This is a genomic window from Virgibacillus salexigens, assembly GCF_014905415.1.
Taxonomy (GTDB): domain Bacteria; phylum Bacillota; class Bacilli; order Bacillales; family Amphibacillaceae; genus Virgibacillus; species Virgibacillus salexigens.
Genome location: NZ_BNEO01000001.1, coordinates 649,069 through 672,338, shown reverse-complemented (window position 1 = coordinate 672,338; position 23,270 = coordinate 649,069). Strand labels below are relative to the sequence as shown.

Below are 23,270 nucleotides of genomic sequence, written 5' to 3'. Positions count from 1 at the left end.
ATGAAAGAAACAATGACAAAGGAAAAGAAAACGTATCAACGGACGGAATACCCTCGTCCACAATTTGAACGAAAAGAGTGGATGAACCTAAATGGAACTTGGAAGTTCGGATTTGACGATAAAAATATCGGTGAATTAGAACAGTGGCAGCATAAGCCATCTGTATTGACAAAAGAAATACAAGTTCCTTTTACGTACGAGACAAAAGCTAGTGGTATTGGTGAAGAAGCATTTCACCCGAATGTATGGTATCATCGTACATTTCAAATTACAGAAGAAAATGCAGCGAAACGTGCATTGTTACGATTCCAAGCCTCTGATTATCATACGAAGGTTTGGGTGAATGGCGTATTTATCGGTGCTCATACTGGTGGGTATGCTGCTTTTTCCTTTGATATCTCGCATGCGGTTGATGCAACAAAGGAAAATGAACTTGTTGTCAAAGTAGAGGATAGCCAAAGTTGTTATCAGCCACGCGGCAAGCAACGTTGGATTAATGAGAATTTTGGCTGCTGGTATGTACAGCAAACAGGGATTTGGCAAACGGTATGGCTGGAGTTTTTACCAGAGACAACGATTAATCATGTGAAGATGACACCAAATATCGATACAAATTCGTTGCATTTGGCGTACGATTTAAATCAATTGCCAACAGGGGCTTGTCGGATAGAGACGACGATCCGGTATGAGGGAAATCTAGTAAAACAGTTTGTAATCACGCCAACTCGGAAAGATGAACAGATAGAGATAGAGTTAACTTCGCCGATTCATGAATGGAAGATCATGCATTGGACGCCTGAGCATCCACATTTGTATGATGTAACCTTCCAATTATATGTGGACGAAGCTTTGGAAGATGAAGTTCATTCGTACTTTGGGATGCGAAAGATTTCAATTAAAGAGGGAAAGGTATTGTTAAATAATCAGCCGATTTATCAAAAACTATTACTGGATCAAGGGTACTGGCCTGATACGATGTTGACTCCTCCATCAGATGAAGCGATGTTAGAAGATATTAATAAGACTTTAGCAATGGGCTATAACGGGGTACGTAAACATCAAAAAGTGGAAGATGCTAGGTTTCTATATTGGTGCGATAGGAAGGGGCTGCTTGTTTGGTCAGAAATGGCGGCAACCTATGAGTACTCTGATAAGGCGGTAGCGAACTTTACAAAAGAATGGCAGGAAGTTGTAACTCAATATTATAATCATCCTTCGATTATTACATGGGTCCCGTTTAACGAATCATGGGGCGTGCCAAAGATTTTTAAGGATGCAAAGCAGCAATCCTTTACGGAGGCAATTTACTATGTAACAAAATCAATCGATTCCAACCGTCCAGTCATTGTCAATGATGGTTGGGAACATACAATCTCTGACATAATTGCTTTACATGACTACGAGGAATTAGGTGAGAATTTCTATCATCGCTATCAAGATAAAGCAGCTATTTTAGAAAATAAAAAACCACATAACCACCATAAATATGCTTTTGCCGAAGGATATCACTATCAAGGACAGCCAATAATGATAACGGAGTACGGGGGCATTGCGTTTCAAGATAAGCGTGGTTGGGGCTATGGCAATCAAGTGACGACGGAAGCCGAATTCCTAGAACGTTTCCGTAATATTACCAATGCTATCAAAGATCTCCCTTATATTTCAGGTTATTGTTATACCCAAACCACCGATGTTCAGCAGGAGATTAATGGCTTGCTAAAAGAAAATCGCGAACCCAAGATAGCTCTGGAAAAAATTAAAGAAATCAATGATGCCTAATTTTTAGCTGTTAGGAGTGTGTTAATATGCATCAGAAACCAAATATTATTTTGATTTTAGCAGATGACCTAGGTTTTTCAGACCTTGGATCTTTTGGAAGTGAGATTCAGACGCCGCATTTAGATCAATTAGCCAAGGGTGGGCTACGGTTTACTCAATTTTATAATTCTGCTCGGTGCTGCCCGAGCAGAGCTTCGTTGTTAAGTGGATTATACCCTCATCAAGCCGGTGTCGGTGAAATGACGGAAGACTTGGAAACGCCTGGGTATCGTGGTTACCTTAAAGATCAATGCGTTACCTTAGCTGAAGTTGTTAAACAAGTAGGTTATCGTACCTATTTGTCAGGTAAATGGCATGTTGGTGAAATTGGTCCAACGGAGCGCGGTTTTGATGATTTCTATGGATTATTAGGAGGGTTTACTAGTTTCTGGGATCAATCGGATTATTCCAGGCTGCCGAAGGGGCGACCGGAAAGAACTTATAAGGATGGAGAGTTTTATGCGACAGATGCGATTACCGATTATGCATTAGACTTCATTACAGAAGCAAGAGCAGAACAGGAACCATATTTTCTTTATTTATCTTATAATGCACCACATTTTCCTTTGCAAGCTCCAAAAGAAGAAATAGCGAAATATGAGAAGCTATATCAAAAAGGCTGGGATAAAATACGAGAAGAAAGATTGGATCGAATGAAGAAACTAGCGATTGTTCCAGAAGACACAGAATTAACGCCTCATGCTCCGTTTTGGAATAGGGATAGAGATATTCAAGGTGTGAACCCGGCTTGGGAATCGGTTGCGAATGATCGAAAGCAGGATTTAGTTAAACGAATGGCCATTTATGCTGGCATGATTGATCGAATGGATCAAAATATTGGCAGGGTACTCAATGACTTAAAGAAGCATGGCGAGATGGACAATACGCTTATCCTGTTCTGTTCCGATAATGGTGCTTGTGCAGAATGGGATCCATGGGGGTTTGATAATTGGATTACAACGTCTAACTTTCTTCATCGCAAGGAGGACTTAGATCATATGGGTGGTCCTGATTCTTATCATAGTTATGGATCTGGCTGGGCAAATGCGAGTAGTACGCCATTGCAATTGTATAAACATTATAGCCATGAAGGTGGGATAAGTACGCCATTAATAGCTCATTGGCCGGAAAAAGTGGCGAACCAGGGAGGAATTGATCATCGCCCAGGTCATTTTATAGATATAATGGCAACCCTTGTGGAGATTACGAATGCTTCCTATCCCGATCAATACAATGGACATTCGATCTTACCAATGGAAGGGCAAAGCTTCATGCCTGCCATTCGCGGTGAAAAGGAAATGGAAGAAAGAACGTTTTGTTTTGAACACGAGCAGCATTGTGGTGTGAGGAAAGGCAAATGGAAGCTGTCGAAAGTAAAAGAAATGGATTGGGAGCTTTATGATATAGAGCATGACCGAACGGAGATGCATAACCTAAAAGACAACTATCCAGAACTTGTGGAGGAGATGAAGGGTATCTGGGAAGCATGGGCTAAGCGGACAGATGTGTATCCACGGAAAAGACCACAAGTTAAATGAAAAAGTCGGGTAACCGGCTTTTTTATGTGATAAGAAGATGAAATCATTTCTTTTTTAATTTATATTTAGAAAATTTAATAAAAAGATTGATTCGAAACATATTGAATGTTAGAATTTACTGAAAGTTATTAAATAAGTTATATTATTATAATTTTAGACTATTATAAGGAGCAAACCAATATGGTTGTAGATAAAGATCTTTCCATACCATTATATAAGCAAATAAAAAAATATTTAGAAACAAAAATCGATTCAGGTGAATGGGAGGTAGGATATAAGTTACCTGCTGAGAAGGAATTAGCTACCCGTTTCCAAGTAAGTAATATTACTGTTAAGCGAGCCATTCTTGATCTAGTTAACGAAGGGATTCTTCACAGAAAAAGTGGAAAAGGGACTTTTGTAAAAAAACGAGAAGAACATAATCTAGCCAGTTTCGTTTCGGTTCAGGATGAACAAGAAACTAGAAAAGCATATCCACATAAAACACTTGGTTTTAAAACAATACCAGCAGAAGAAGCAATTGCTAGAAAACTAGGTATCGATCAAGGGGATATGATCTATATGATGAACCGTCTTAAAATTGAAGGTCAGAAACCTACAGTGATTGAATTCTCTTATGTTCCAGAACATTTGGCGCCAGAATTAAGTCAGAACGATATAGAAAACGAGCTACTGTATAATATATTTTCTAGAAAATATAAAATTAAATTAGATAGAGCGAAAGTTTATATTTCTACAATGACTGCAAAAGAATATGAAGCTTCGACACTTGGTATAGATATAGGTGATCCATTGTTTGTTTTAGAACGCTTTACTACAACTGCTACGAAACAAAAGATTGAGTACTCAAAACTCATCATGCTTTTCGAAGATGCTAAATACTATCTAGAAGTTCAATTGTAGCGTTAATATCTAAGCAACAATAAGTATCAAATTAAATATTATAATATTATAATATTATATTTTATATAATGAAGGAGTTTCTTTTCTAATAATCATTGAAACGCTTGGAGGGTTGATGATGCAAATGGTGGAGCATCCAATTTTAGGGAGAAAATTTGACCAGGAAATAACGTTTTATTTTAATGAACAGCCATTAAAGGCTTGGGAGGGACAAACGGTTTCTGCTGCTTTACTAGCTAATGGAGTTAAAGAACTTGGAAGAAGCCGTAAATTGGCTCAAGCAAGAGGAGTATACTGTGCTACGGGAAGATGCTGCAGCTGTTTTTTAACAATTGATGGCTTAGAGCATGTGATAAGCTGCACTACATTAGTACAAGAAGGTATGGTCGTGTCATCGAATGTTGGAGATCCAAAAAGGGGGAAGTAAGATGGAGACTGATTTAGTAATAGTAGGTGGTGGTCCAGCGGGGCTAAGTGCAGCCATAACAGCTACTTCTTATGGCGCGGATGTTATTTTGATTGAGGAATCCTTTTCACTTGGTGGGCAATTAAGACAGCAGACACAATTGCATGCAAACCTACCAAGCAAGTTTTTTGCTGAACGTGGAACATCACTAGTGAAGAGACTTACCAGTCAATTAGAAACTCCCAATCTAAAAATACTTAGAAATCATACGATGATCGGTGCATATAAAAATGGACATATCGGTGTTACTAATGGAAAAACAACATTTGAAATAGAGGCTAAAAAGAATATTATAGCTTCTGGCGCTGCAGAGAATGCATGGATCTTTCCGGGTTGGACACTACCTGGGGTTATGACAGCTGGTGCAGCACAAATTTTACTGAATAGGGAGTTTGTATATCCAGGGAAACAAGTAATGATGATCGGATCAAATAGCTTTGCTCTTGAAGTCGTTAAGCAATTATATGAATGTGGTATTTCAGTACAAGCGATTGTGGAAGCGTCTGAAACGATATTAAGCAGGGATCAAGCTTTACTATCCATGTGTAAGAAAAACAATATCCCTTTTTTCTTAAATAGTACGATTGAATCGGTTAGTGGATCAGGCCATGTTGAGAAAATGACTATTCGAACCAGTGAAGGTATGATGGAGGAGCTTGAAGTAGATCTGATTTGTACAGCCAATGGATTTAGTCCTATATTGGAAGCGTTTCAAATAATGAGTTGTGACTTAACACACAGTGAGGTGCTTGGCGGATGGCTGCCAACATACAGCGTGAATTTTCAAACAAGCAATCCATCTGTATACCTTGCAGGTAATGCAGCAGGGATTACTTCCTTAGGTTCGATACTTTTAACAGGGGAAATTGCTGCTTTAAGTGCGTTAGAATCGTTACAGTTTATTAGTGAACGTGATTCAAATAGAAAAAAGGCTGCATTGTGGGAAGAACTTTATCAAATAGAAACGTTTTTTAATAAGGATACCATGCTAGCCAGGTTAGAATTAGTTAAGCATTATCATAGTGAAAGAGGACTTCCATTACCAGACTTTGTTGATCCATTGAAAGGAGAGATGCTCTTTGGATAAATCGACAATTGTTTGTCGCTGTGAAGAAGTAAACATAGATGAAGTTGAGTCAGCAATTCAGTTTGGTGCAGAAACGTTTGACGATATTAAACGGTTAACAAGATGTGGAATGGGCCCCTGTCAATCAAAAATATGTCTTCAACTAGTTAGAAGGATTATCAGTGAGTACACGGGGATGGAATCTAGTGAGATTGAACCATCTAGGATGCGGCTACCGTTACGAATGGTTCGAATGAGTGCTCTTGCTGGTGAAAAGGAATCCGAAAGTGTTGCTTCTGTATTCGAGGAATCATTAGAAGAGAGTGATCCAAGTGATAAATAATAAATACGATGTAGTTGTTATCGGGAGTGGAGTCGTTGGAAGTAGTATTGCCTATCACCTTTCTGAAAGTAAAAAAAATAACATACTTGTTGTTGATAAAGGATTTCCTATGTCTGGAACGTCCGGGTCAACGCAAGCTTGGGTTTGGGTGCACAGCAAAACACCATCTTGGTATGGAGAACTGAGTATGTATAGTGCTGAATTATACCCGTTTCTAGAGCGGAAGATAGGTGATGTTGAATATAAACGAACTGGAGGAATCGCTCCATTTTTCAATGAGGCGGATCGAGAGGGGGCATTAAGGCTAGCTGAAAAACAAGCTGAAGTTGGCATTGAGGTCGATGTGTTGAACCGAGAGGAAGTATTAGAAAAAGAGCCTGCTCTTTCACAAAGAGTAGCCGGGGCTACTTTCTGTAAATTAGATGGTAATGTAAATCCTTTTCGTCTTGTGGAGCTATATACAAAAGCGGCCAAAAAGAATGGTGCTGTCTTTTCTTTTTATAATCAAGTAGTCACTATTACAAAGAAAAAGGATATATTTCAGATCGAGACTGATCAAGATACCTTTTATTCAAAAAAAGTGATTTTAGCTGGTGGTCCATGGTCTAAGGATTTAGGAAAGATGCTAGGGGTAGACATTCCCATTAAACAGGTTCGAGGGCAAATTCTAGTAACAGAACCTCAATCACCTTTTTTAAAACATACAATAGGGGGAATAAGACAAGCCGATAATGGGGAGGTTTTAATTGGCTATTCTAAAGAGGAGGTGGGATATGACAAACGATCAACACTAGATATCATGCAGGAAACGGCAAAAATGGCTACTGAATTTATTCCTTCCTTAGCCAAAGCAAATGTTGTGCGATGTTTCTCGGGAATTAGAGTGATGCCTAAAGATGGCTTTCCAATTATTGGTGAAGTTCCGGAGGTCCGTAATGCTTATATTGCTGCAATGCATAGCGGGATTACGTTGTCTCCACTAGTAGGTACGCTTATGACAGAGTTGTTAGAAGATGGAGAGACTTCCATTGATCTTACCCGATTTTCTATGAATCGATTCGACCAAATGTACTCCCGGATATCTGAATAGTTAAAAAGTTAAGCTAACAATTTGATTCGAAAAAAGTTCGTCAAAAATAAGGAGGAGAACGATGAGCGCTACAATCGCAATCATTATTAGTTCGATTGTAATTCTAGGTCTTGGTTCAGCAATCGCTTTTTTGGTGGGAAAAAAACAAAAAAGCAGTGAAACTTGGATTGTTGGTGGCAGATCCTTACCCGTGTATGTCGTTGCAGGTAGTCAATTTGCTACTGGTGTCGGTGGTGGTGTCTTAGTTGCACATATTGGTATTGGATATAGCGCAGGATGGTCTGCAATCACTTATAATCTGTTATATTCAATTGGAATTGTGCTTCTTGTACTGCTTGCTGGGTGGTTGAAAAAGCAAAACTTTTCTACATTACCAGATATTTTTAAAAACCTATATGGTGAACATCGAATCATGATGAGCTTAGTTACCATATTGGCAATTGTCGTACCGTTTGGCTGGTTATGTACACAACTGGTTGCATTCGGTAACTTATTCACCGAGATAACGGGAATTTCCTTTACGATACTTATTATTATATTCGCAGCTATCAGTCTACTCTTTGTATTACCCGGAGGACTAGCCTCTGTAGCTTGGACGGACTTTGTATATGGATGTTTCATGCTAGTACTTTCAATTGCAAGTGGTCTCTATATGTTGAACATGGCTGGGGGTTGGAGTGGTATCTCAGCAAATGTTCCAAACAATCTTGTATCCTTTCCTGAAGGTTTAGGAGCAGTTGGATTAAGTACGATCGTACTTTGGATTTTTGCGATTTTCCCTGGAGCTTTAACAAATCAAATGTCTTACCAACGGATTTATGCTGCTAAGGATGCGAATACAGCAAAAAGAGGGTTTATAATTGCTGCAATAGTAGGTGTAATTTCTGGTGTATGGGCTTCGTTTATGGGGATTGCGATTTTATCGCAAAACCCAGGTTTAAGTAATCCAGAAATGGCATCAGGGTGGTTTTTAACACAAATTCCTACCTGGTTTCTTTCCATCTATGCAGCATTTATTATAGCGACAATTATGTCTACAGTTAGTAGTGCAGTACAATCCGTTGTTGTAAATATTACGAAGGATATTTATCAATCTTACATTAATCCAGATGTGAGCGACAAAAAACTGATAAGGTCTTCAAGGATGTTATCCGTATTCGTTATTTTTTTAGCAATTCTATTAGCCTTGTATTACCCAAAAGCATTAGGATGGCTACAAGCAACTTACGCCTATTCGGCCGCAGGGTTATTAGTTCCAATTTTTTTAGGATTTAGCATACGACGTACAAATTTCCTCTCTCCTAAAGGTGCAATTGGTAGTATTGTACTAGGCGTTGCAGGTGCTGCAGTAGCCCAAATAATAGATACAGAAATTCCATATGCAGTTTTTGGGGTAGCCGGTTCGTTAATAGGCTTTCTGATATTCAACGCCATTTTTAAAAATGAAACGACAAAGAAACGGAATGCAGCTAAATTAGATATAGGTTGAATTTTCTGAATAAAAATTATTATTAGAATTATAAGTTATGTGGAATGGAGTGTGTTAGATGGATGCAGAAGTTGCAATTGTTGGGGTCGGAACAATGGGAAGTATGGCAGCATGGCAGCTCGCTAAAAAAGGTGTATCTGTAATTGGATTTGAACAATTTGGCATTGGTAATGATCGCACAGCAGCAGGAGGAGAATCGCGCCTATTTCGTACTGCCTATATGGAAGGTCCGGAGTATGTACCGTTATTACAAGAAGCAAAGCATTTGTGGAGGAGTTTGGAAGAGGCAAGCGATAACAACTTATTAACGTTAAACGGGGGCTTAATGATAGGTGAGTCAGGATCATTAGAAATAAATACAATTAAAAAAAGTATTCATGATTTTGCCCTTGAGCATGAAGTTTTGGAGGGGGAACAAGCCAAAAAAAGATACCCACAATTTACGTTATACGAGAACGACGTTGTTATTCTAGATAAAAATGCTGGTTTTTTAAGGCCAGAGTTAGCTGTTGTATCAGCAGTTCAGCAGGCTGTCAAACATGGTGCGAAGATTAAAAATTATACAAAGGTAAATGATATTGTTCCAGAAAAACAAGGGGCAACGATTGTAACTAATGAGAAGTCCTATCATGTAGAAAAAGTTATCATTACTACCGGCGCATGGACGTTAAAACTAATTCCTCAGCTAAAAAATAAGTTGGTTCCAAGGAGACTCTTGTTAACATGGTTTGCACCAAAGGATGTTTCTTTGGTCACTGCTGATAAGCTGCCTATATTCGCTCGCATGCGTGGCGATTTCCGGCTTACAGGCGCACCAATGCTTGATGGTTCCATGGTAAAAGCCTCTTATACAAAGGATCCATCGTATATTGACGATCCATCCAAATTATATAGGGATGCAAATCTTGAGGAATTAGAAAGAATAAGTGAGTCAGTAAAAACATTACTTCCAGTACTTTATCCTGATCCTGTACGAGCAAGTGCATATATGGATGCTTACACACCAGATAACCATGCTATTGTTGGAGAATTGCCAGACACCTCTCACCTAATAATAGCAAGTGGATTTTCAGGGCATGGGTTCAAACTTTCTCCAATGATAGGTAAGATACTTTCAGAACTTTGTATCGATGGGAAAACAAATTATCATATTCAACATATGAAACCAAATAGATTTTTTGAAGCGGCTAATTTTTAGTGGCCAGCTAAAAAACGCCTTTCTATAGAAAGGCGTTTTTTCGTTAGAGAAACGTATCAACTCGGGAGAGAGCACGTCCATAACTGGACAGAGTACGCCCCAAAAAAAGGCACTAAACTTAACCACGCCCTTACTGTAATAATAATTATAGTTAGGCCTGTGTGGTTATCAATAGAAAAAGATTTATGAAGATAAATTTAAAAATCTCTCATCTACCTTTATAAATAAGGATAAATGTTACTTCCCTTTACATAACACAGAACCGTGTTATTCTTTAATAAACGAGTAAAAGGGGGAAGTTCTTTGCTTGATCATACTAGCTCAATACCGTTACATATTCAATTAAAAAAGATTTTAGAAAATCAAGTTGAGCAAGGGATTTTTACAAGTCAACTTCCAAGTGAACGTCAATTTATGGAACGTTATAATATAAGTCGAAGTACAGTCCGGGAAGCTATTAATCTTTTAGTACGAGAAGGAGTGTTAGAAAAAAGACATGGTAAAGGTACATTTGTTTCATTTAAACCAATTCATGATTGGTTAGGTAATTTGAGTAGTACAACAGAAACAATAAGGAATATGGGAAAGAAACCCGGGGCAAAATTAATAACTCATTATATCACCACGCCCCCTAGTTATATTCAGGATAGAACTGGGTTTACAAAGGCGTATTTTATAAAAAGAATTCGTTATGCTGATGACATCCCGCTAGGAGTAGAAAGACACTATTACCCTGTCTCAATTGGTAAGGAATTGGTAAAATATGATTTAGACAATGCTACATTATATTACTTAATAGAGAATGAATTAGGAATAAAATTTGCTGAGGCTGATCAGACCATTTCTAGTGGACAGATGCTAGATGAAGATAAAGAATACTTATCCGTTGCATCAGGAGCAAATTTACTTATTGCTGAAAGAATTATAAAAGATCAAACAGGAGATATTATTGAATTGGAAGAAGCTTTTTATCGAAGTGATATGTATACCTTTAAGATTAATCTATCACGCAAGTTTGGGTAGCCATCTTATTTATCCCGCATTTAACTGGCAGTAAAACCTCCACTTCCATCCTAAAGTAAAGCCCAGGAGGAGAATTAGGAGATCCAACTGCCAGTAAATGTCCGATTCTGTTCAGAGGCTTTAGGTCATACCCAAAGTGGCACTAACAAACAGTGGGGGATAAAAGAAACCCCTTCAATGATTAAAGTGTCACTTTATTATATGAAGTAGTTTCGTTGATTTTGATGTAGAAGTTCTCTCTGCCAGCAATGTATTGGTAATAAGGAGAGTACAAACATTAATAGTAATTTTAAATGGAACTTATTACGCTTTTAAATATCAGAATTTTTGTAATAGGTTGAAACTTAAATGTGTTCTCTTATATACTAAAAGTAATTGCTGATTAAATACAGAAGGAAGTAGAGAGGAGGACCACACAGAAGCGCTTTACATTACAATAACCTAACTGGTTCGGACGTTATGATGTCTTAACTTGATTATTGTAATTACTATTTGACGTAAAGGGAGTGATGTTATTGCTTATTGGTATTCCAAAAGAGGTTAAAAATAATGAGCGCCGAGTAGCGCTTACTCCATCAGGTGTCACCTCGTTCATCAAAGCAGGACATCAGGTGCTGGTAGAAGACGCAGCTGGCAAAGAAAGTGGATTCTTGAATGAAGCGTACAAAGCTACAGGAGCTGAAATTGGTACTGCAAAAGAGGCCTGGGCGGCTGAATTGGTAATGAAAGTGAAAGAACCTCAGCCGGATGAATATATTTATTTCCGTGAAGGGTTAATTTTGTTTACCTATTTACACCTTGCTGCAGAACCAGAATTGACAAAGGAATTAATAGATAAAAAGGTAACTGCAATCGCTTATGAAACTATTCAAGACAGCGACGATTCATTGCCGCTTTTGACACCTATGAGCGAAGTAGCAGGTCGAATGGCTGTACAAATTGGTGCACAATATTTAGAAAATATGAAAGGTGGTAAGGGCGTTTTACTAGGTGGAGTACCAGGGGTTCATCCTAGTAATGTGGTTATCATAGGTGGTGGAGTTGTGGGTACGAATGCGGCAAAAATAGCATTAGGCTTAAGAGCAAATGTAACTATTATTGATATTAATGCGAATCGCTTACGTGCATTGGATGATATGTTTGCTGGAACAGTAACGACGTTAATGTCAAACCCAATGAATATTCAACAGGCAGTAAAGCAAGCGGATTTGGTAATAGGTGCTGTGCTAATACCAGGGGCAAAGGCTCCTCAATTGGTTACAGAAGAAATGGTGAAAGAAATGACATCGGGATCTGTCATAATTGATGTAGCAGTTGACCAAGGAGGATCGATCTCAACCATTGATAGAGTTACCACACATGACTCCCCAGTTTATATGAAACATGGTGTTATTCATTATGCTGTGGCAAATATGCCTGGAGCTGTAGCTCGAACTTCAACATTGTCGTTAACAAACAACACATGCCAGTATGGGGTTTTTCTTGCAAATCATGGCCTGCAACAGGCAATTCAAATAAATGAAGCATTAGCGAAGGGGGTTAATACGTATGCTGGATATATGACGCATGAAAAAGTTGCTAATCACTATGACCAGATGTACAAACCTATCACATCTGTTTTAAAAGCTCCGATAACTGCGTAGTAAGTTTCAGAGTTATACCCTATTTTAAATTGGAATGGAGGGCTTAAAGTTGAAAAAGGAAGCGGAAATGCCTGATGTAGTTGGAAAAGAATTACCTCATCTATGGAATGCAATGCATCGTTATCACCCAGGTGCTCAACAAATGGTTGCTGCCTCAGGTGAAGGATCATGGTTTACGGATGAATCTGGTAACCGCTATTTGGATGGCGTATCAGGATTATGGTGTTTAAATCTCGGGCATGGCAGGCAAGAGATTATTGATGCAGCAACAGCACAAATGAAAAAACTTACCTATTTTCCCTTAACAATGAGTCACAATCCTGCAGTTAAACTAGCGAATAAAATTAGTAGTTTACTAGGAGGAGGTTATCAAACATTCTTCTCTAATAGTGGATCTGAAGCTAATGAAACCGCATTTAAGATTGTGAGGCAGTACCATAAGCAGACTGGCAACCCAGACAAATTTAAGATCATTTCCCGCTATAGAGCTTATCATGGCTCAACTTTAGGTGCATTAAGTGCAACTGCACAGGCAAATCGAAGGGTGAAATATGATCCTGGTGTACCTGGCTTTTTGCATGTATATCCACCCTATCATTATCGATCTATTTTTGGCGGAGAACCAGAGGAATCGGATCTAAAAGCGGCCCAATTAATTGAAGAAATGATCAATTGGGAAGGAGAAGAAACAGTAGCAGCATTAATTATGGAGCCTTTTATATCTGGTGGCGGTGTAATCATTCCTTCCATGCAATACATTCAACGCGTTGCTGAAATTTGTAAGAAGTATAACGTGCTCTTAATTATGGATGAAGTTGTTTCAGGATATGGTAGAACTGGTAAAATGTTTGGTTTTATGCACGCAGAAGGAGTACAGCCAGATATCATAACCATGGCCAAGGGACTGACGAGCGGTTATTTACCTTTGGGAGCAACAGCCGTTAAATCCAATATTTATGACGTGTTTAAAGAAGAAGGAAAGGATAATCACTTCCGCCATGTTTCAACATATGGTGGCCATCCTGCTGCATGTGCGGTAGCACTGAAAAATATTGAAATTATTGAAAACGAAAATATTGTCGAGCGGGTAAATGAATTAGGGAAATCTAAATTAAGTCAACTTCATCAATTAATGGAACATGAAAACGTAGGGGAAGTAAGGCAAATTGGATTTTTACTTGGATTGGAAATGGTTACAGACCAAAAATCTAAAGTACCTCTTGAAGATTCAAAAATGGCAGAGATAGTAAGTGAATGTAAAAAGAAAGGATTAATTATAGGTAGAAACGGTGACACCGTTCCTGGTCAGAATAATGTCATAATTATAGCTCCGCCCTTGAGTAGTACAGAGGAAGATTTAGATTTTCTTGTAGAAACCGTAGAGTCAGTAATTTGCGGCGTGTAGAAAGACACTAATTTTCATGCCACCCATTTTTAAGGAATGCTTATCGGAGGGGATGTAGCATGCATGAATTACGAAAGATTAATAACATTTATCGCAGTTGCTGAGAAGAAAAGCTTTTCAGAAGCCGCTAAAAAACTATTTGTTACACAACCAACTATTACTTCGCAAATTAAAGCACTTGAAGAAGAACTTAATACTAAATTATTTGAACGAACGACTAAAAAAGTGAAGATGACTCAATCTGCGAGTATCCTACTAAAATACGCCAAAGATATCATTAAATTAAGTGACTCGGCACAGAAGGAAATTTTGAAAATCGAGGAAAGTACGCATGGCGAATTATGTATTGGATGTAGTTTAACCATAGGTGAGTATATTCTTCCTGAGTTTCTTAAAACGTTTAAAGATAAATACCCATTAATTCAAATGCGTGTTGATATTTCAAATTCTAATAAAATTGTCTCTGATATTAAAGATCAGCTAATCGATGTAGGATTAATTGAAACCCCAATTAATGATCCACATATTATGATTGAGCCAATTCTTGAAGATGAAATGTGTTTAATAGCTCCACCAAATTATTTCTCTGAAATGGAGATGAAAATCTCGATAGATCAATTAAAAAATATCCCATTAATTGTAAGAGAAGAGGGGTCTGGCACAAGAGCGGTAGTGAACCACTATTTGCAGCAAGCTGGAATACCTATCGATGAGTTAAATATTGTGATGGAGCTAGGCAGTACAGAAGCAATTAAAGCAGTAGTTGAATCAGGATTAGGGGTTTCAATTATTTCGAAAAATGCTATTAAAAAAGAACAGAAGTTACAGTTGTTGACAGCTTACGCGATGAAAGATATTTCATTTTACCGATATTTCTATATAGCTTTTCGTAAAGAGCAAATACTATCGTCTACAACGGAGTTATTCATTCATGAATTAAGAAAAATGGCAAATAAATTAGAACTAGATGTTTCGAACAGTTTGTTTCGCTAATGTATTTAATTTTGAAGGAGGAATTCTTTATGGAAAAACAAGGAGTCACAGTAAGTAAGGAAGCATCCAAAAAAGTGAAAATGACACCAAGTGAGGCTATCGTTGAAACATTAGTTTCAGAAAATGTAAAGGAAGTATACGGAATTGTTGGGTCAGCCTTTATGGATATGCTGGACTTGTTCCCGACAGCAGGTATTCATTTTTTGCCAGTACGGCATGAGCAAAGTGCAGCACACATGGCAGATGCATATACACGTGTCTCTGGTGTAGCAGGTGTTGTTATTGGGCAAAATGGTCCAGGAATTACGAATATGGTAACTTCTGTTGCTGCTGCCAATCAAGCGCATACGCCAATGGTTATTATATCACCCTCTGCTGGTACCCCTACCATTGGTTGGGATGGGTTTCAGGAAGCAGATCAGGTTTCGATCTTTGAAGCTATTACAAAGGAAACCGTTCGGGTTACTCACAAAAGTCGTGTAGCAGATTGTTTGCGAACAGCATTTCGAATCGCTTATGCAGAGCGAGGGCCTGTATTGTATGATATTCCACGTGATTTATTCTATGGAGAATTAGAGGATCAAATTCTAGCTCCACATCAATATCGGGTAAACAATCGAGGAAGTGGAGATCCAACCTCCGTAAAAAAAGCTGCAGAGCTTTTAAAAACTGCGAAGTATCCGGTTATTATTTCAGGGCGTGGAGCTGTAGATGCTGATGGGGTGGATACTATTAGTAAGATTGCCGAGCATTTAACCATTCCGACAGCTGTTTCGTATATGCATAATGATGCTTTTCCAGCAGATCATCCACTTGCTGTCGGCTCAATCGGCTACATGGGATCGAAAGCAGCAATGCATACGTTAAAGAAAGCGGATGTTGTATTAGCCATTGGCACACGCTTGTCCGTATTTGGAACGCTCCCATGTTATGATATTGATTATTTTCCAAAAGAAGCGAAAATCATTCAAATAGATATTAACCCGAGAAATATTGCAAGAACCCATCCCGTAGAGGTTGGAATAATTGGGGATGCAAAGTCTACAGCAGATGAATTATATAATCAGCTAAAAGAAACAGTACCACATGGCAACAAAGACCTTGGTCGTTTAGAGGAAATAAGCAAATTAAAAGGGGAATGGGAGCAGGAATTGGTTGACCTTGCCATGAAAGATGGGGAACCGATTAATCCAAGACGTGCTCTGTTAGAACTAACGAAAGCCTTACCTGATAATACGATTATATCAACAGACATTGGAAATGTGTCCTCAACAGCAAATGCATATTTGAAATTCAACCAGACAAGGCGACATATTGCCGCATTAACATTTGGTAATACTGGTTTCGCTTATCCAGCTGCATTAGGTGCACAGCTTGCTGAACCAGATTCACCAGTAGCGGCGATTATTGGTGATGGCGCTTGGGGGATGAGCTTGCACGAGGTAAGTACAGCTGTTGAACAAAATATTCCTGTAATTGCTTGTGTTTTTAATAATAAATCATGGGCAGCTGAGAAGAAGAACCAAGTAGACTATTATGATAATCGCTTTATTGGTTCCAATATAGAAGCTCCTGATTTCGCAGAAGTTGCAAGGTCAATGGGGGCTCTTGGCTATACCATCGAAAAGCCAGAAGATATGGCACCAGTAATTAAAGACGTATTACAGAAAAGAAAGCCGGCAGTACTTAACATTTATGTAGATGGAACACAACTGGCACCGCCATTTCGGAAGGATGCATTGAAAATGCCTACACGCTTATTGGATAAATACAAACACCTGGATTATGGAGTGTGGGGGAAGTAAACGAAATCAAGAATCACCGTGCCAAAGTTTGGCACGGTGATTTTTTTACAAGTTAAGGAAGTATAAAATTTTGGTTGGATAAAACGCTTCTGATGAGAAAGCTCTGTTTAGCTCTTAGCGCCAAAAACTAGGAGATTTCCCGTCGTGTCCTACGATAAAGAAGACTTGCCGATTTTTGAACGAAGTGAAGAAAGAGGCTTCATCACACTTATGCCCGTAGCGAAAGTCATCATCAATTCGGTTGAATGATGTCCGACTAAAACCGTGCTTTGGGCTAAGTCATCGGCATACCCCTATGAAGGGGCATGATTCCATTATCTCCTACGGTAGAATGATCGGCTAATTTCGCCACTTTGCGTGGCAATACCGCCCCAACCTGCTTGGCAGGTCGCAGTCCGTACATCTCTGTTCAGGGAGCTTGCGCGCTTGTTCTTTCGGTTTTAATACTTGAATTATTAGCTACGGCTAGCTTAAGCGTGTGGGGATGGTGATGCTTCATACGAGGGTATCTCTTGAAGTGCATTCGTATTACGTCACCCTTGAAAAGGGTGGTTTCCTTTTCAAGGGCATAGGTCAGACGTGAGGTGATCCAGGACGTTCGATTTAGCAACCTTCTTTATAGGTACCTGAGATCTAGTTCCTGTCTAGAGCCAGGAGCTTATTAAGACACATTTATTTTCTTAATGATCACACAATCGTATCTACTAACATTCGTTACTTAATATGCTCTTCCATAGAGGCTACATTGGAATTGGCTTCCTTCTCGTTATATTCTCCTAGAATCAAGTAATCCATTTCCGCTTTAGGGATTGCTCGATAGCTTTTAAATCTTATGAGGAAAAAGATAGCTCCTATTCCCACCCATACAAATAGGGCGATCCAAGATGGTTTATCCAAAAATCCAGGAGATCCTGGAATAACGAGTAATAAGAAAAATCCAGCTGCGCAGAGGATGCCTAGTAGTGAACAGAGCTTTCTGCCAGGTGAAACGATTGACTTTTTTGTACTGTTATGCAGAGAGGTTCTATCAGACCATTTAAAAAGTCGATATGCTACGAAACAGGCGTAGAAGTAGGCGATTGTCACTCCTAATGCTGACATGTCAACGACCCATAATAAAGCTTCTCGGCCAAAGAATGGGGCAAGTAAGGTAATGACAAGTGTAAATAGGATACCTATGTGTGGTGTATTATGTTTCGGATGCAATCTTCCAAAAGCGCTCGGTAGCACTTTGGCTCTTCCCATCGCAAATAATAGGCGGCTTGTTGACATGTAAAATCCATTTAATCCGGTAAATACTCCCATCATGAGCGCAAAGGATAATAAGATAACCCCGACTGCACCATAAGTATTTTCAATGATAGCACCTGTCCCCCAAGCAGAATCAGCTTCTACAGCGCTAGTCCAAGACTGGCCGACACCGGAAGCAATAATAGTTAATGAATAAGTTATACTAGCACAAATTAATGCAATAACTATAATCTTAAAGGATTTCTTAGGAGGAAAATCAAATTCCTCGGCTGCTTGTGGTATGTTATCGAAGCCAATATACGCCCAGGGAGCTATTGCAACAATCGCAAGAATTGATGATAATGCACCTATTTCAGGTTTAAAGAGAGGCTGCAGATTTGAGAAAGAACTTGAAGGGTGAAGCACCATAGATATTACTAAAACGATAACACCACCTATTAATGCTATGCAAAAGATAAATTGAGAAAAGCCTGATAGACTTGCACCACGTATGTTAAGAAATGCAAAGACAATCAAAGCAAGACAAGCAAGAATAACCTCTCCAGTATATACCTCCCACTCAGCAATACTGTACATATAGCCCTGCTCAATAATAGACGGTAATACAAATTTCCCTAAAAGTGCGAGTGCAGAGGCATTTAAGGCAACAATAGACATATACCCTAGTGTTAAAAACCAGCCGCATAAAAATGCGTGGTACCTACCTAAACCGTAATAAGCATAAGCAAATTCACCTCCGGATACCGGTAGCTTTTCAACTAAGAAACCATAGCTAACTCCTATGATAATCATTAAAACTGCTCCAATTATAAATCCAAGAATAACTCCTAATGGTCCTGCCATTGACATCCAATCTACTGGCAAGACAAATGCCCCCCAACCAATAGCAGATCCAAAAGCAATTGCCCACACCCAATGTGGTTTTAATGTTTTGTTCAATTGTTTACGCTCGGTCATCATTATTCTCCTCCTGAATTTTGTAAGCGCTTAACTTAAGTAGGTATTAGTATTATTAAAGCATGCAAAAAAGCTGAATACAATTATATTCTGAAAATTTAATCATTATAAAAAATAATAAGGTTAATGTTTAAAAATTATAGATATAAAGGAGAGACCGCGCTTTAAAGTAAGGAGAGACCAGCCCCAACTGGAGAGAGCACTGCTCCAACTCAAGAGAAAAGACTGCTCAAACAGAAGAGTTCTGACGTTTACATGCCCACCTGGTCCGTCCTATCTGACGATTATTGAACGCAGTTCTTATTCACTTGACTTGACAGGTTTTTAGAAAAAATGTATCCTTAAACGCTGTATGTTAATTTAAAATGCTTATTAAATCTCACATACAACTGACGAAAAAGGTAAACATAAGAAAAGTCAGTAGATGGTTATGTGAGATTTTTTTGTATGGAATTGAGAGGAGCAGATTGTTGAAGAATAGAATGAAGCAAGATCAAACCATAGATAAGCCAGTTCTTTTTCTAAGTGGAGGGGCGCTACTTGCCTTTGTGATTCTTGCATTAATAAACCAGGAAATGGTTACAAATGCAGTTAATACGATGTTTAACTGGTCGGTAACCTATTTCGGCTCCATCTATCAAGTTCTGATGGTTGGGACTTTAGTTATTGCATTAATACTAGGCTATTCCAAATTTGGGAAGATTCGATTAGGAAAATTAGAAAAGCCAGAGATCGGAACGTTCAAGTGGATCTCGATTATCATGTGTACGCTGCTAGCGGCGGGTGGTGTCTTCTGGGCTGCTGCTGAGCCGTTAAGTCACTTTTTAACCGTACCGCCACATTTCTCAGGAATTGAAGCTGGCACTGCTGAAGCAGTAGTACCTGCACTTGCAGCAAGTTTTGTCGATTGGGGATTTGTCTCATGGGCAATTTTAGGAACATTAGGTACGATTGTACTCATGTACTCCCATTATCATCGGAACGCACCATTAAAGCCGAGATCGTTGCTTTATCCGATATTTGGGGATAAAATTATGAGAAAAAGTGCACTTGGTACGTTTGTTGATGCCTTTTCGATTGTGTCAGTGGCAGCTGGTACGATTGGTCCAATTGGATTCCTTGGATTACAAGCAGGTTACGGATTAAGTGCATTGTTCGGTGTACCAAATAATTTAGCTGTGCAATGTCTTATTGTTATCGTCATTGTTCTAGCAGCTGGGATTTCTGCTGCGACAGGGATTCATAAAGGAATTCAAATATTAAGCAGCTATAATATTATACTGGCAGTTTGTTTAATGGTGGCCGTCCTTATCCTAGGACCAGCACTATTCATTTTTGATTCGTATGTGCAATCATTTGGATTATATGTTCAAGACTTTCTAACCTTGAATACGTTCCGTGGAGACGGAGCTTGGCTTGGCTTATGGACCGTCTTTTTCTTTGCCTGGTTCATCGGCTATGGTCCAATGATGGCCATGTTTGTTAGTCGTATTTCACGTGGCCGTACAATTCGTGAGCTTGTGACTGCTGTTGCGGTAATTGCTCCTGTAGTAACAACATTCTGGTTTACTGTCGTTGGTGGAACAGGGATTTTTGCTGAAATGAATAACCCTGGTGCCGTTTCTGAAGCCTTAAATAGTGCTGGACCTCCAGCAGCAATGATTGCTATCGCCGAACAGTTACCGCTTGGTACAATTATCGGTTTCTTCTTTTTAGTGGCAACGATTGTATTTGTTCTAACAACTACCGATTCAATGTCATTAACTATTTCGATGGCGATCACAGGCAACGGAGATCCATCTAAATTCTTACGTGTATTTTGGGCGATTCTTATGGGACTTGTCGCAACTGTACTCATCACTATTGGTGAGGATAGTGTTGGATCGTTGCAATCCTTTATCGTCGTTACGGCTGTGCCAGTATCCTTACTCATGTTAACCACATTCTGGACAGCTCCGCGTGCAAGTCGTGAACTTGCGAAAGAACAAAAGATTGATGAGAAACAAAGCTATACCAAATAGCACAGATTTGAAGGAGCTGGTTTTTAAGTCAGCTCCTTTTTTCATAAAAGAACAGAAAGAAGAATAGAAAATTGGTCGTTTTTGGTAGACGAATAGTCCAAAATCATGTATTTTATAGACAAATGCCTATTAAATAATTAAATTACGCTTCACTAGGGGTGCTTTTACGTAATGGCTGAGATCCATGTGAGACATGGGGACCCTTTGAACCTGAACTGGGGTAAGAACCAGCGGAGGAAAGTGACATGACTAGTGTGTATCGACGATATTATTGAATATGCTGAACGATTCATGCCACTTTTCCTTTGCTGGAAAAGTGGCATTTTTTAATGAAAAGGAGAAGGGAGTTATGAAATTAATTGCGGTGACGAGTGGTTCACAGAAGGAAGCGCGTCTTTTCCAGGTAATAATGGGCATTAGTCCATATGTTGACGCTATCATGTTAAGAGAAAAACAGATGACCAAGAGTGGCTATTCTTTGTTCGTTCAACGACTACTTGCACAAGGTCTTCCAGCAGAAAAACTAATTATTCATGGCCACCAGATTCTACCTAAGGAGACAGCTGTACCAACGCTTCATCTTCCGGAAAATAGATTGCCAGAGGTAGACTGCCTCCAAAAAAAATACCCTTGTTTACAAATTGGTGTATCGACGCACTCCCTTGAAGTAGCCAAGAGGGCAGAGCAGGTAGGCGCTGCTTATGTTTTGTATGGGCATGTCTTTTCAACAGCGAGCAAAAAGGGAGTAAAGCCAAGGGGAGTAAAACAATTAGCGACAGTCGCGAAAGCATTGAATATTCCCGTATATGCAATTGGTGGAATTACAACCGGGAAGGTAAATGATATATATCAAGCAAAGGCAAGTGGGGTTGCTGTGATGTCAGGTATCTTCAGCCATACTGATCCATTAGAAGCAGTAAAGTCATTTCGAAAGGAGGTGAACGGATATGAAAGAACACGTTGATGTAGTGATTATAGGTGGAGGCGTTATTGGGCAATCCGTTGCTTACTATTTAAGTAGAAGTGGGGTTGCAACGACGGTAATTGAACAAAATAGAATTGGAAGAAAAACTACACAAGCTGCTGCGGGCATGCTTGGGGTGCATACAGAAAATGATCAGCAAGGTACGTATTATCAATTTTGCCAAGCAAGTAGAAATATGTATGCATCTCTAAGCGACGAACTATTTTCGTTATCAGGGATTGATATCCAGCTTTCCACCAACGGTATGCTCGAGATAGCTACGAATGAAGAACAGAAGCAAAGACTGCAAGCAAAACAAAAGGCATTTGAAGGCTTGGAATGGTTGGATGGGGGAGGGATTAGGCAACGAACATCAGCATTAACGCATGCTGTAGGAGGATTGTACATGCAGCAAGATGGGAATGTGGAACCTTTGGCTGTATGTGAAGCTTTTAAACAGGCGTCTTTAGGAATGGGCAGCCAAGTAATCGAGAATTGTCGCGTTGCGAATATAGATCGTGTCCGTGATGTTTTTCATATCCAATTCGAGAACGGTGGTATCTCAGCGGATCATGTGGTTGTTGCGGCTGGTGCGAATAGTAGGAAGTGGTTTGAAGCAACAGGTTTAAAGAATCCGATGATCCCGACAAAAGGAGAATGTTTTGCCATCAAGCCAAGCGATCCCTCTATTGAGCAGACATTATTTTTTCACAATTTGTATTTGGTGCCAAAACGAGATGGACGCTACATTATTGGAGCAACTAGTTATCACTACGATAGCAGTAGCTATACGTCAACAGGAGGCATTTTTGAGTTAATGAATCGCCTATTTAGGTTGTTCCCATCCCTTCAGCAGGAAGAATTGCATAGCTGTTGGACTGGCGTGCGTCCAGGTACCAAAGATGGCAGACCAATCATTGGGGAGCATCCCGATGTTTCTAATCTGTATTTTGCCACCGGTCATTACCGGAATGGTATTCTTCTTGCTCCAGCTACAGGGAAACTTGTCAGTGATATGGTCTTAAACCGTTATGTGCCAGCTTCGATCGAACGTCTTTTCACACCAGCACGTTTTAGGAAAGGGAGGGTAAGATATGCAAATACACGTAAACGGACGGCAAATGGAGGTAGTTAAGGATTCAACGATCGGTGATCTATTAAATCGTGTTAACATTCAAGAGAAGCTTGTGGTAGTTGAACAGAATCAACAAATTATCAATAAAGCCGTATATAACCAAACAACATTAACCGATGGCGATGTTATAGAAATCGTTCATTTTGTAGGAGGGGGATAAGT

At 39.2% G+C, this 23,270-nt stretch carries 20 protein-coding genes and 1 riboswitch; of the genes, 18 read left to right on the top strand and 2 right to left on the bottom strand.

The genetic code is table 11. The features are described 5' to 3' along the window. The 14 genes from JKP73_RS03100 to xsc all read left to right on the top strand — a co-directional run bounded on the left by JKP73_RS03100 (position 1) and on the right by xsc (position 16,780). Entirely contained in the window at positions 1–1,779 is a 1,779-nt protein-coding gene (locus JKP73_RS03100; RefSeq protein ID WP_234447044.1) for a glycoside hydrolase family 2 protein, read from the top strand. A 26-nt stretch (positions 1,780–1,805) separates the two neighbouring features. Beyond that, complete coding sequence (locus JKP73_RS03095; RefSeq protein WP_200410897.1) at positions 1,806–3,356, top strand: arylsulfatase; 1,551 nt, start codon at positions 1,806–1,808, stop codon at positions 3,354–3,356. 180 nt (positions 3,357–3,536) lie between these two features. Beyond that, positions 3,537–4,259 carry a GntR family transcriptional regulator gene (locus tag JKP73_RS03090; protein WP_200410896.1) on the top strand — a complete coding sequence of 241 codons (723 nt, stop codon included), beginning with the start codon at positions 3,537–3,539 and terminating at the stop codon, positions 4,257–4,259. Positions 4,260–4,374: 115 nt separating this feature from the next. Beyond that, on the top strand, positions 4,375–4,686 hold the full coding sequence (locus JKP73_RS03085; protein ID WP_308436476.1) for a (2Fe-2S)-binding protein: 312 nt from the start codon (positions 4,375–4,377) through the stop codon (positions 4,684–4,686). Position 4,687: 1 nt separating this feature from the next. Beyond that, a complete protein-coding gene (locus tag JKP73_RS03080; RefSeq protein WP_200410895.1) occupies positions 4,688–5,812 on the top strand; it encodes an NAD(P)/FAD-dependent oxidoreductase in 1,125 nt (374 codons plus the stop codon). Beyond that, on the top strand, positions 5,805–6,134 hold the full coding sequence (locus tag JKP73_RS03075; protein WP_021289486.1) for a (2Fe-2S)-binding protein: 330 nt from the start codon (positions 5,805–5,807) through the stop codon (positions 6,132–6,134). The genes JKP73_RS03080 and JKP73_RS03075 overlap by 8 nt, the downstream gene beginning before the upstream one ends. Further along, positions 6,127–7,224 (top strand): NAD(P)/FAD-dependent oxidoreductase, encoded by a 1,098-nt coding sequence (locus JKP73_RS03070; protein WP_200411076.1) that lies wholly within the window; start codon positions 6,127–6,129, stop codon positions 7,222–7,224. Before JKP73_RS03075 ends, JKP73_RS03070 begins: the two co-directional genes overlap by 8 nt. 61 nt (positions 7,225–7,285) lie before the next feature. Next, positions 7,286–8,713, top strand: coding sequence for a sodium:solute symporter family protein (locus JKP73_RS03065; protein WP_021289484.1), 1,428 nt, complete (start codon positions 7,286–7,288; stop codon positions 8,711–8,713). Positions 8,714–8,771: 58 nt separating this feature from the next. Continuing rightward, positions 8,772–9,911, top strand: coding sequence for an N-methyl-L-tryptophan oxidase (gene solA / locus JKP73_RS03060; protein WP_160806711.1), 1,140 nt, complete (start codon positions 8,772–8,774; stop codon positions 9,909–9,911). Positions 9,912–10,214: 303 nt separating this feature from the next. Continuing rightward, positions 10,215–10,934: a GntR family transcriptional regulator gene (locus JKP73_RS03055; RefSeq protein ID WP_188942948.1), complete on the top strand. Its 720-nt coding sequence runs from the start codon at positions 10,215–10,217 to the stop codon at positions 10,932–10,934. 515 nt (positions 10,935–11,449) lie between these two features. Next, entirely contained in the window at positions 11,450–12,577 is a 1,128-nt protein-coding gene (gene ald / locus JKP73_RS03050) for an alanine dehydrogenase (RefSeq protein ID WP_200410894.1), read from the top strand. Positions 12,578–12,626: 49 nt separating this feature from the next. Next, entirely contained in the window at positions 12,627–13,982 is a 1,356-nt protein-coding gene (locus tag JKP73_RS03045; protein ID WP_420006902.1) for an aminotransferase, read from the top strand. Between the two features lie 63 nt (positions 13,983–14,045). Next, positions 14,046–14,975: a selenium metabolism-associated LysR family transcriptional regulator gene (locus tag JKP73_RS03040; protein ID WP_200410893.1), complete on the top strand. Its 930-nt coding sequence runs from the start codon at positions 14,046–14,048 to the stop codon at positions 14,973–14,975. Between the two features lie 29 nt (positions 14,976–15,004). Beyond that, entirely contained in the window at positions 15,005–16,780 is a 1,776-nt protein-coding gene (xsc, locus tag JKP73_RS03035) for a sulfoacetaldehyde acetyltransferase (RefSeq protein WP_038242625.1), read from the top strand. A gap of 274 nt (positions 16,781–17,054) precedes the next feature. On the opposite strand, the gene JKP73_RS23365 is transcribed toward xsc, so the two are convergent. Then, a complete protein-coding gene (locus JKP73_RS23365) occupies positions 17,055–17,183 on the bottom strand; it encodes a hypothetical protein (protein ID WP_267903248.1) in 129 nt (42 codons plus the stop codon). A 311-nt stretch (positions 17,184–17,494) separates the two neighbouring features. Beyond that, complete coding sequence (locus tag JKP73_RS03030) at positions 17,495–18,988, bottom strand: APC family permease (RefSeq protein ID WP_200411075.1); 1,494 nt, start codon at positions 18,986–18,988, stop codon at positions 17,495–17,497. 482 nt (positions 18,989–19,470) lie between these two features. Here JKP73_RS03030 and JKP73_RS03025 point away from each other — a divergent pair, with 482 nt between their 5' ends. The 4 genes from JKP73_RS03025 (at position 19,471) to thiS (ending at position 23,268) form a co-directional block, all read left to right on the top strand. Next, complete coding sequence (locus tag JKP73_RS03025; RefSeq protein ID WP_200410892.1) at positions 19,471–21,009, top strand: BCCT family transporter; 1,539 nt, start codon at positions 19,471–19,473, stop codon at positions 21,007–21,009. A 144-nt stretch (positions 21,010–21,153) separates the two neighbouring features. Then, a riboswitch (TPP riboswitch) is annotated at positions 21,154–21,265 on the top strand. A 93-nt stretch (positions 21,266–21,358) separates the two neighbouring features. Continuing rightward, positions 21,359–21,973, top strand: coding sequence for a thiamine phosphate synthase (locus tag JKP73_RS03020; RefSeq protein ID WP_200410891.1), 615 nt, complete (start codon positions 21,359–21,361; stop codon positions 21,971–21,973). Further along, entirely contained in the window at positions 21,957–23,108 is a 1,152-nt protein-coding gene (thiO, locus tag JKP73_RS03015) for a glycine oxidase ThiO (protein ID WP_200410890.1), read from the top strand. The genes JKP73_RS03020 and thiO overlap by 17 nt, the downstream gene beginning before the upstream one ends. Continuing rightward, positions 23,068–23,268 (top strand): sulfur carrier protein ThiS, encoded by a 201-nt coding sequence (gene thiS, locus JKP73_RS03010; protein ID WP_188942956.1) that lies wholly within the window; start codon positions 23,068–23,070, stop codon positions 23,266–23,268. Before thiO ends, thiS begins: the two co-directional genes overlap by 41 nt. Positions 23,269–23,270: the final 2 nt, after the last annotated feature.

Bases quoted from the DNA above. Each gene is read 5' to 3' on its own strand.
- thiS (WP_188942956.1), top strand. From the start codon at position 23,068: ATGCAAATACACGTAAACGGACGGCAAATGGAGGTAGTTAAGGATTCA.
- JKP73_RS23365 (WP_267903248.1), bottom strand. From the start codon at position 17,183: ATGTACGGACTGCGACCTGCCAAGCAGGTTGGGGCGGTATTGCCACGC.
- JKP73_RS03065 (WP_021289484.1), top strand. From the start codon at position 7,286: ATGAGCGCTACAATCGCAATCATTATTAGTTCGATTGTAATTCTAGGT.
- JKP73_RS03025 (WP_200410892.1), top strand. From the start codon at position 19,471: ATGAAGCAAGATCAAACCATAGATAAGCCAGTTCTTTTTCTAAGTGGA.
- JKP73_RS03095 (WP_200410897.1), top strand. From the start codon at position 1,806: ATGCATCAGAAACCAAATATTATTTTGATTTTAGCAGATGACCTAGGT.
- JKP73_RS03090 (WP_200410896.1), top strand. From the start codon at position 3,537: ATGGTTGTAGATAAAGATCTTTCCATACCATTATATAAGCAAATAAAA.
- JKP73_RS03040 (WP_200410893.1), top strand. From the start codon at position 14,046: ATGAATTACGAAAGATTAATAACATTTATCGCAGTTGCTGAGAAGAAA.
- JKP73_RS03100 (WP_234447044.1), top strand. From the start codon at position 1: ATGAAAGAAACAATGACAAAGGAAAAGAAAACGTATCAACGGACGGAA.
- solA (WP_160806711.1), top strand. From the start codon at position 8,772: ATGGATGCAGAAGTTGCAATTGTTGGGGTCGGAACAATGGGAAGTATG.
- xsc (WP_038242625.1), top strand. From the start codon at position 15,005: ATGGAAAAACAAGGAGTCACAGTAAGTAAGGAAGCATCCAAAAAAGTG.
- JKP73_RS03080 (WP_200410895.1), top strand. From the start codon at position 4,688: ATGGAGACTGATTTAGTAATAGTAGGTGGTGGTCCAGCGGGGCTAAGT.
- JKP73_RS03030 (WP_200411075.1), bottom strand. From the start codon at position 18,988: ATGACCGAGCGTAAACAATTGAACAAAACATTAAAACCACATTGGGTG.
- thiO (WP_200410890.1), top strand. From the start codon at position 21,957: ATGAAAGAACACGTTGATGTAGTGATTATAGGTGGAGGCGTTATTGGG.
- JKP73_RS03085 (WP_308436476.1), top strand. From the start codon at position 4,375: ATGATGCAAATGGTGGAGCATCCAATTTTAGGGAGAAAATTTGACCAG.
- JKP73_RS03020 (WP_200410891.1), top strand. From the start codon at position 21,359: ATGAAATTAATTGCGGTGACGAGTGGTTCACAGAAGGAAGCGCGTCTT.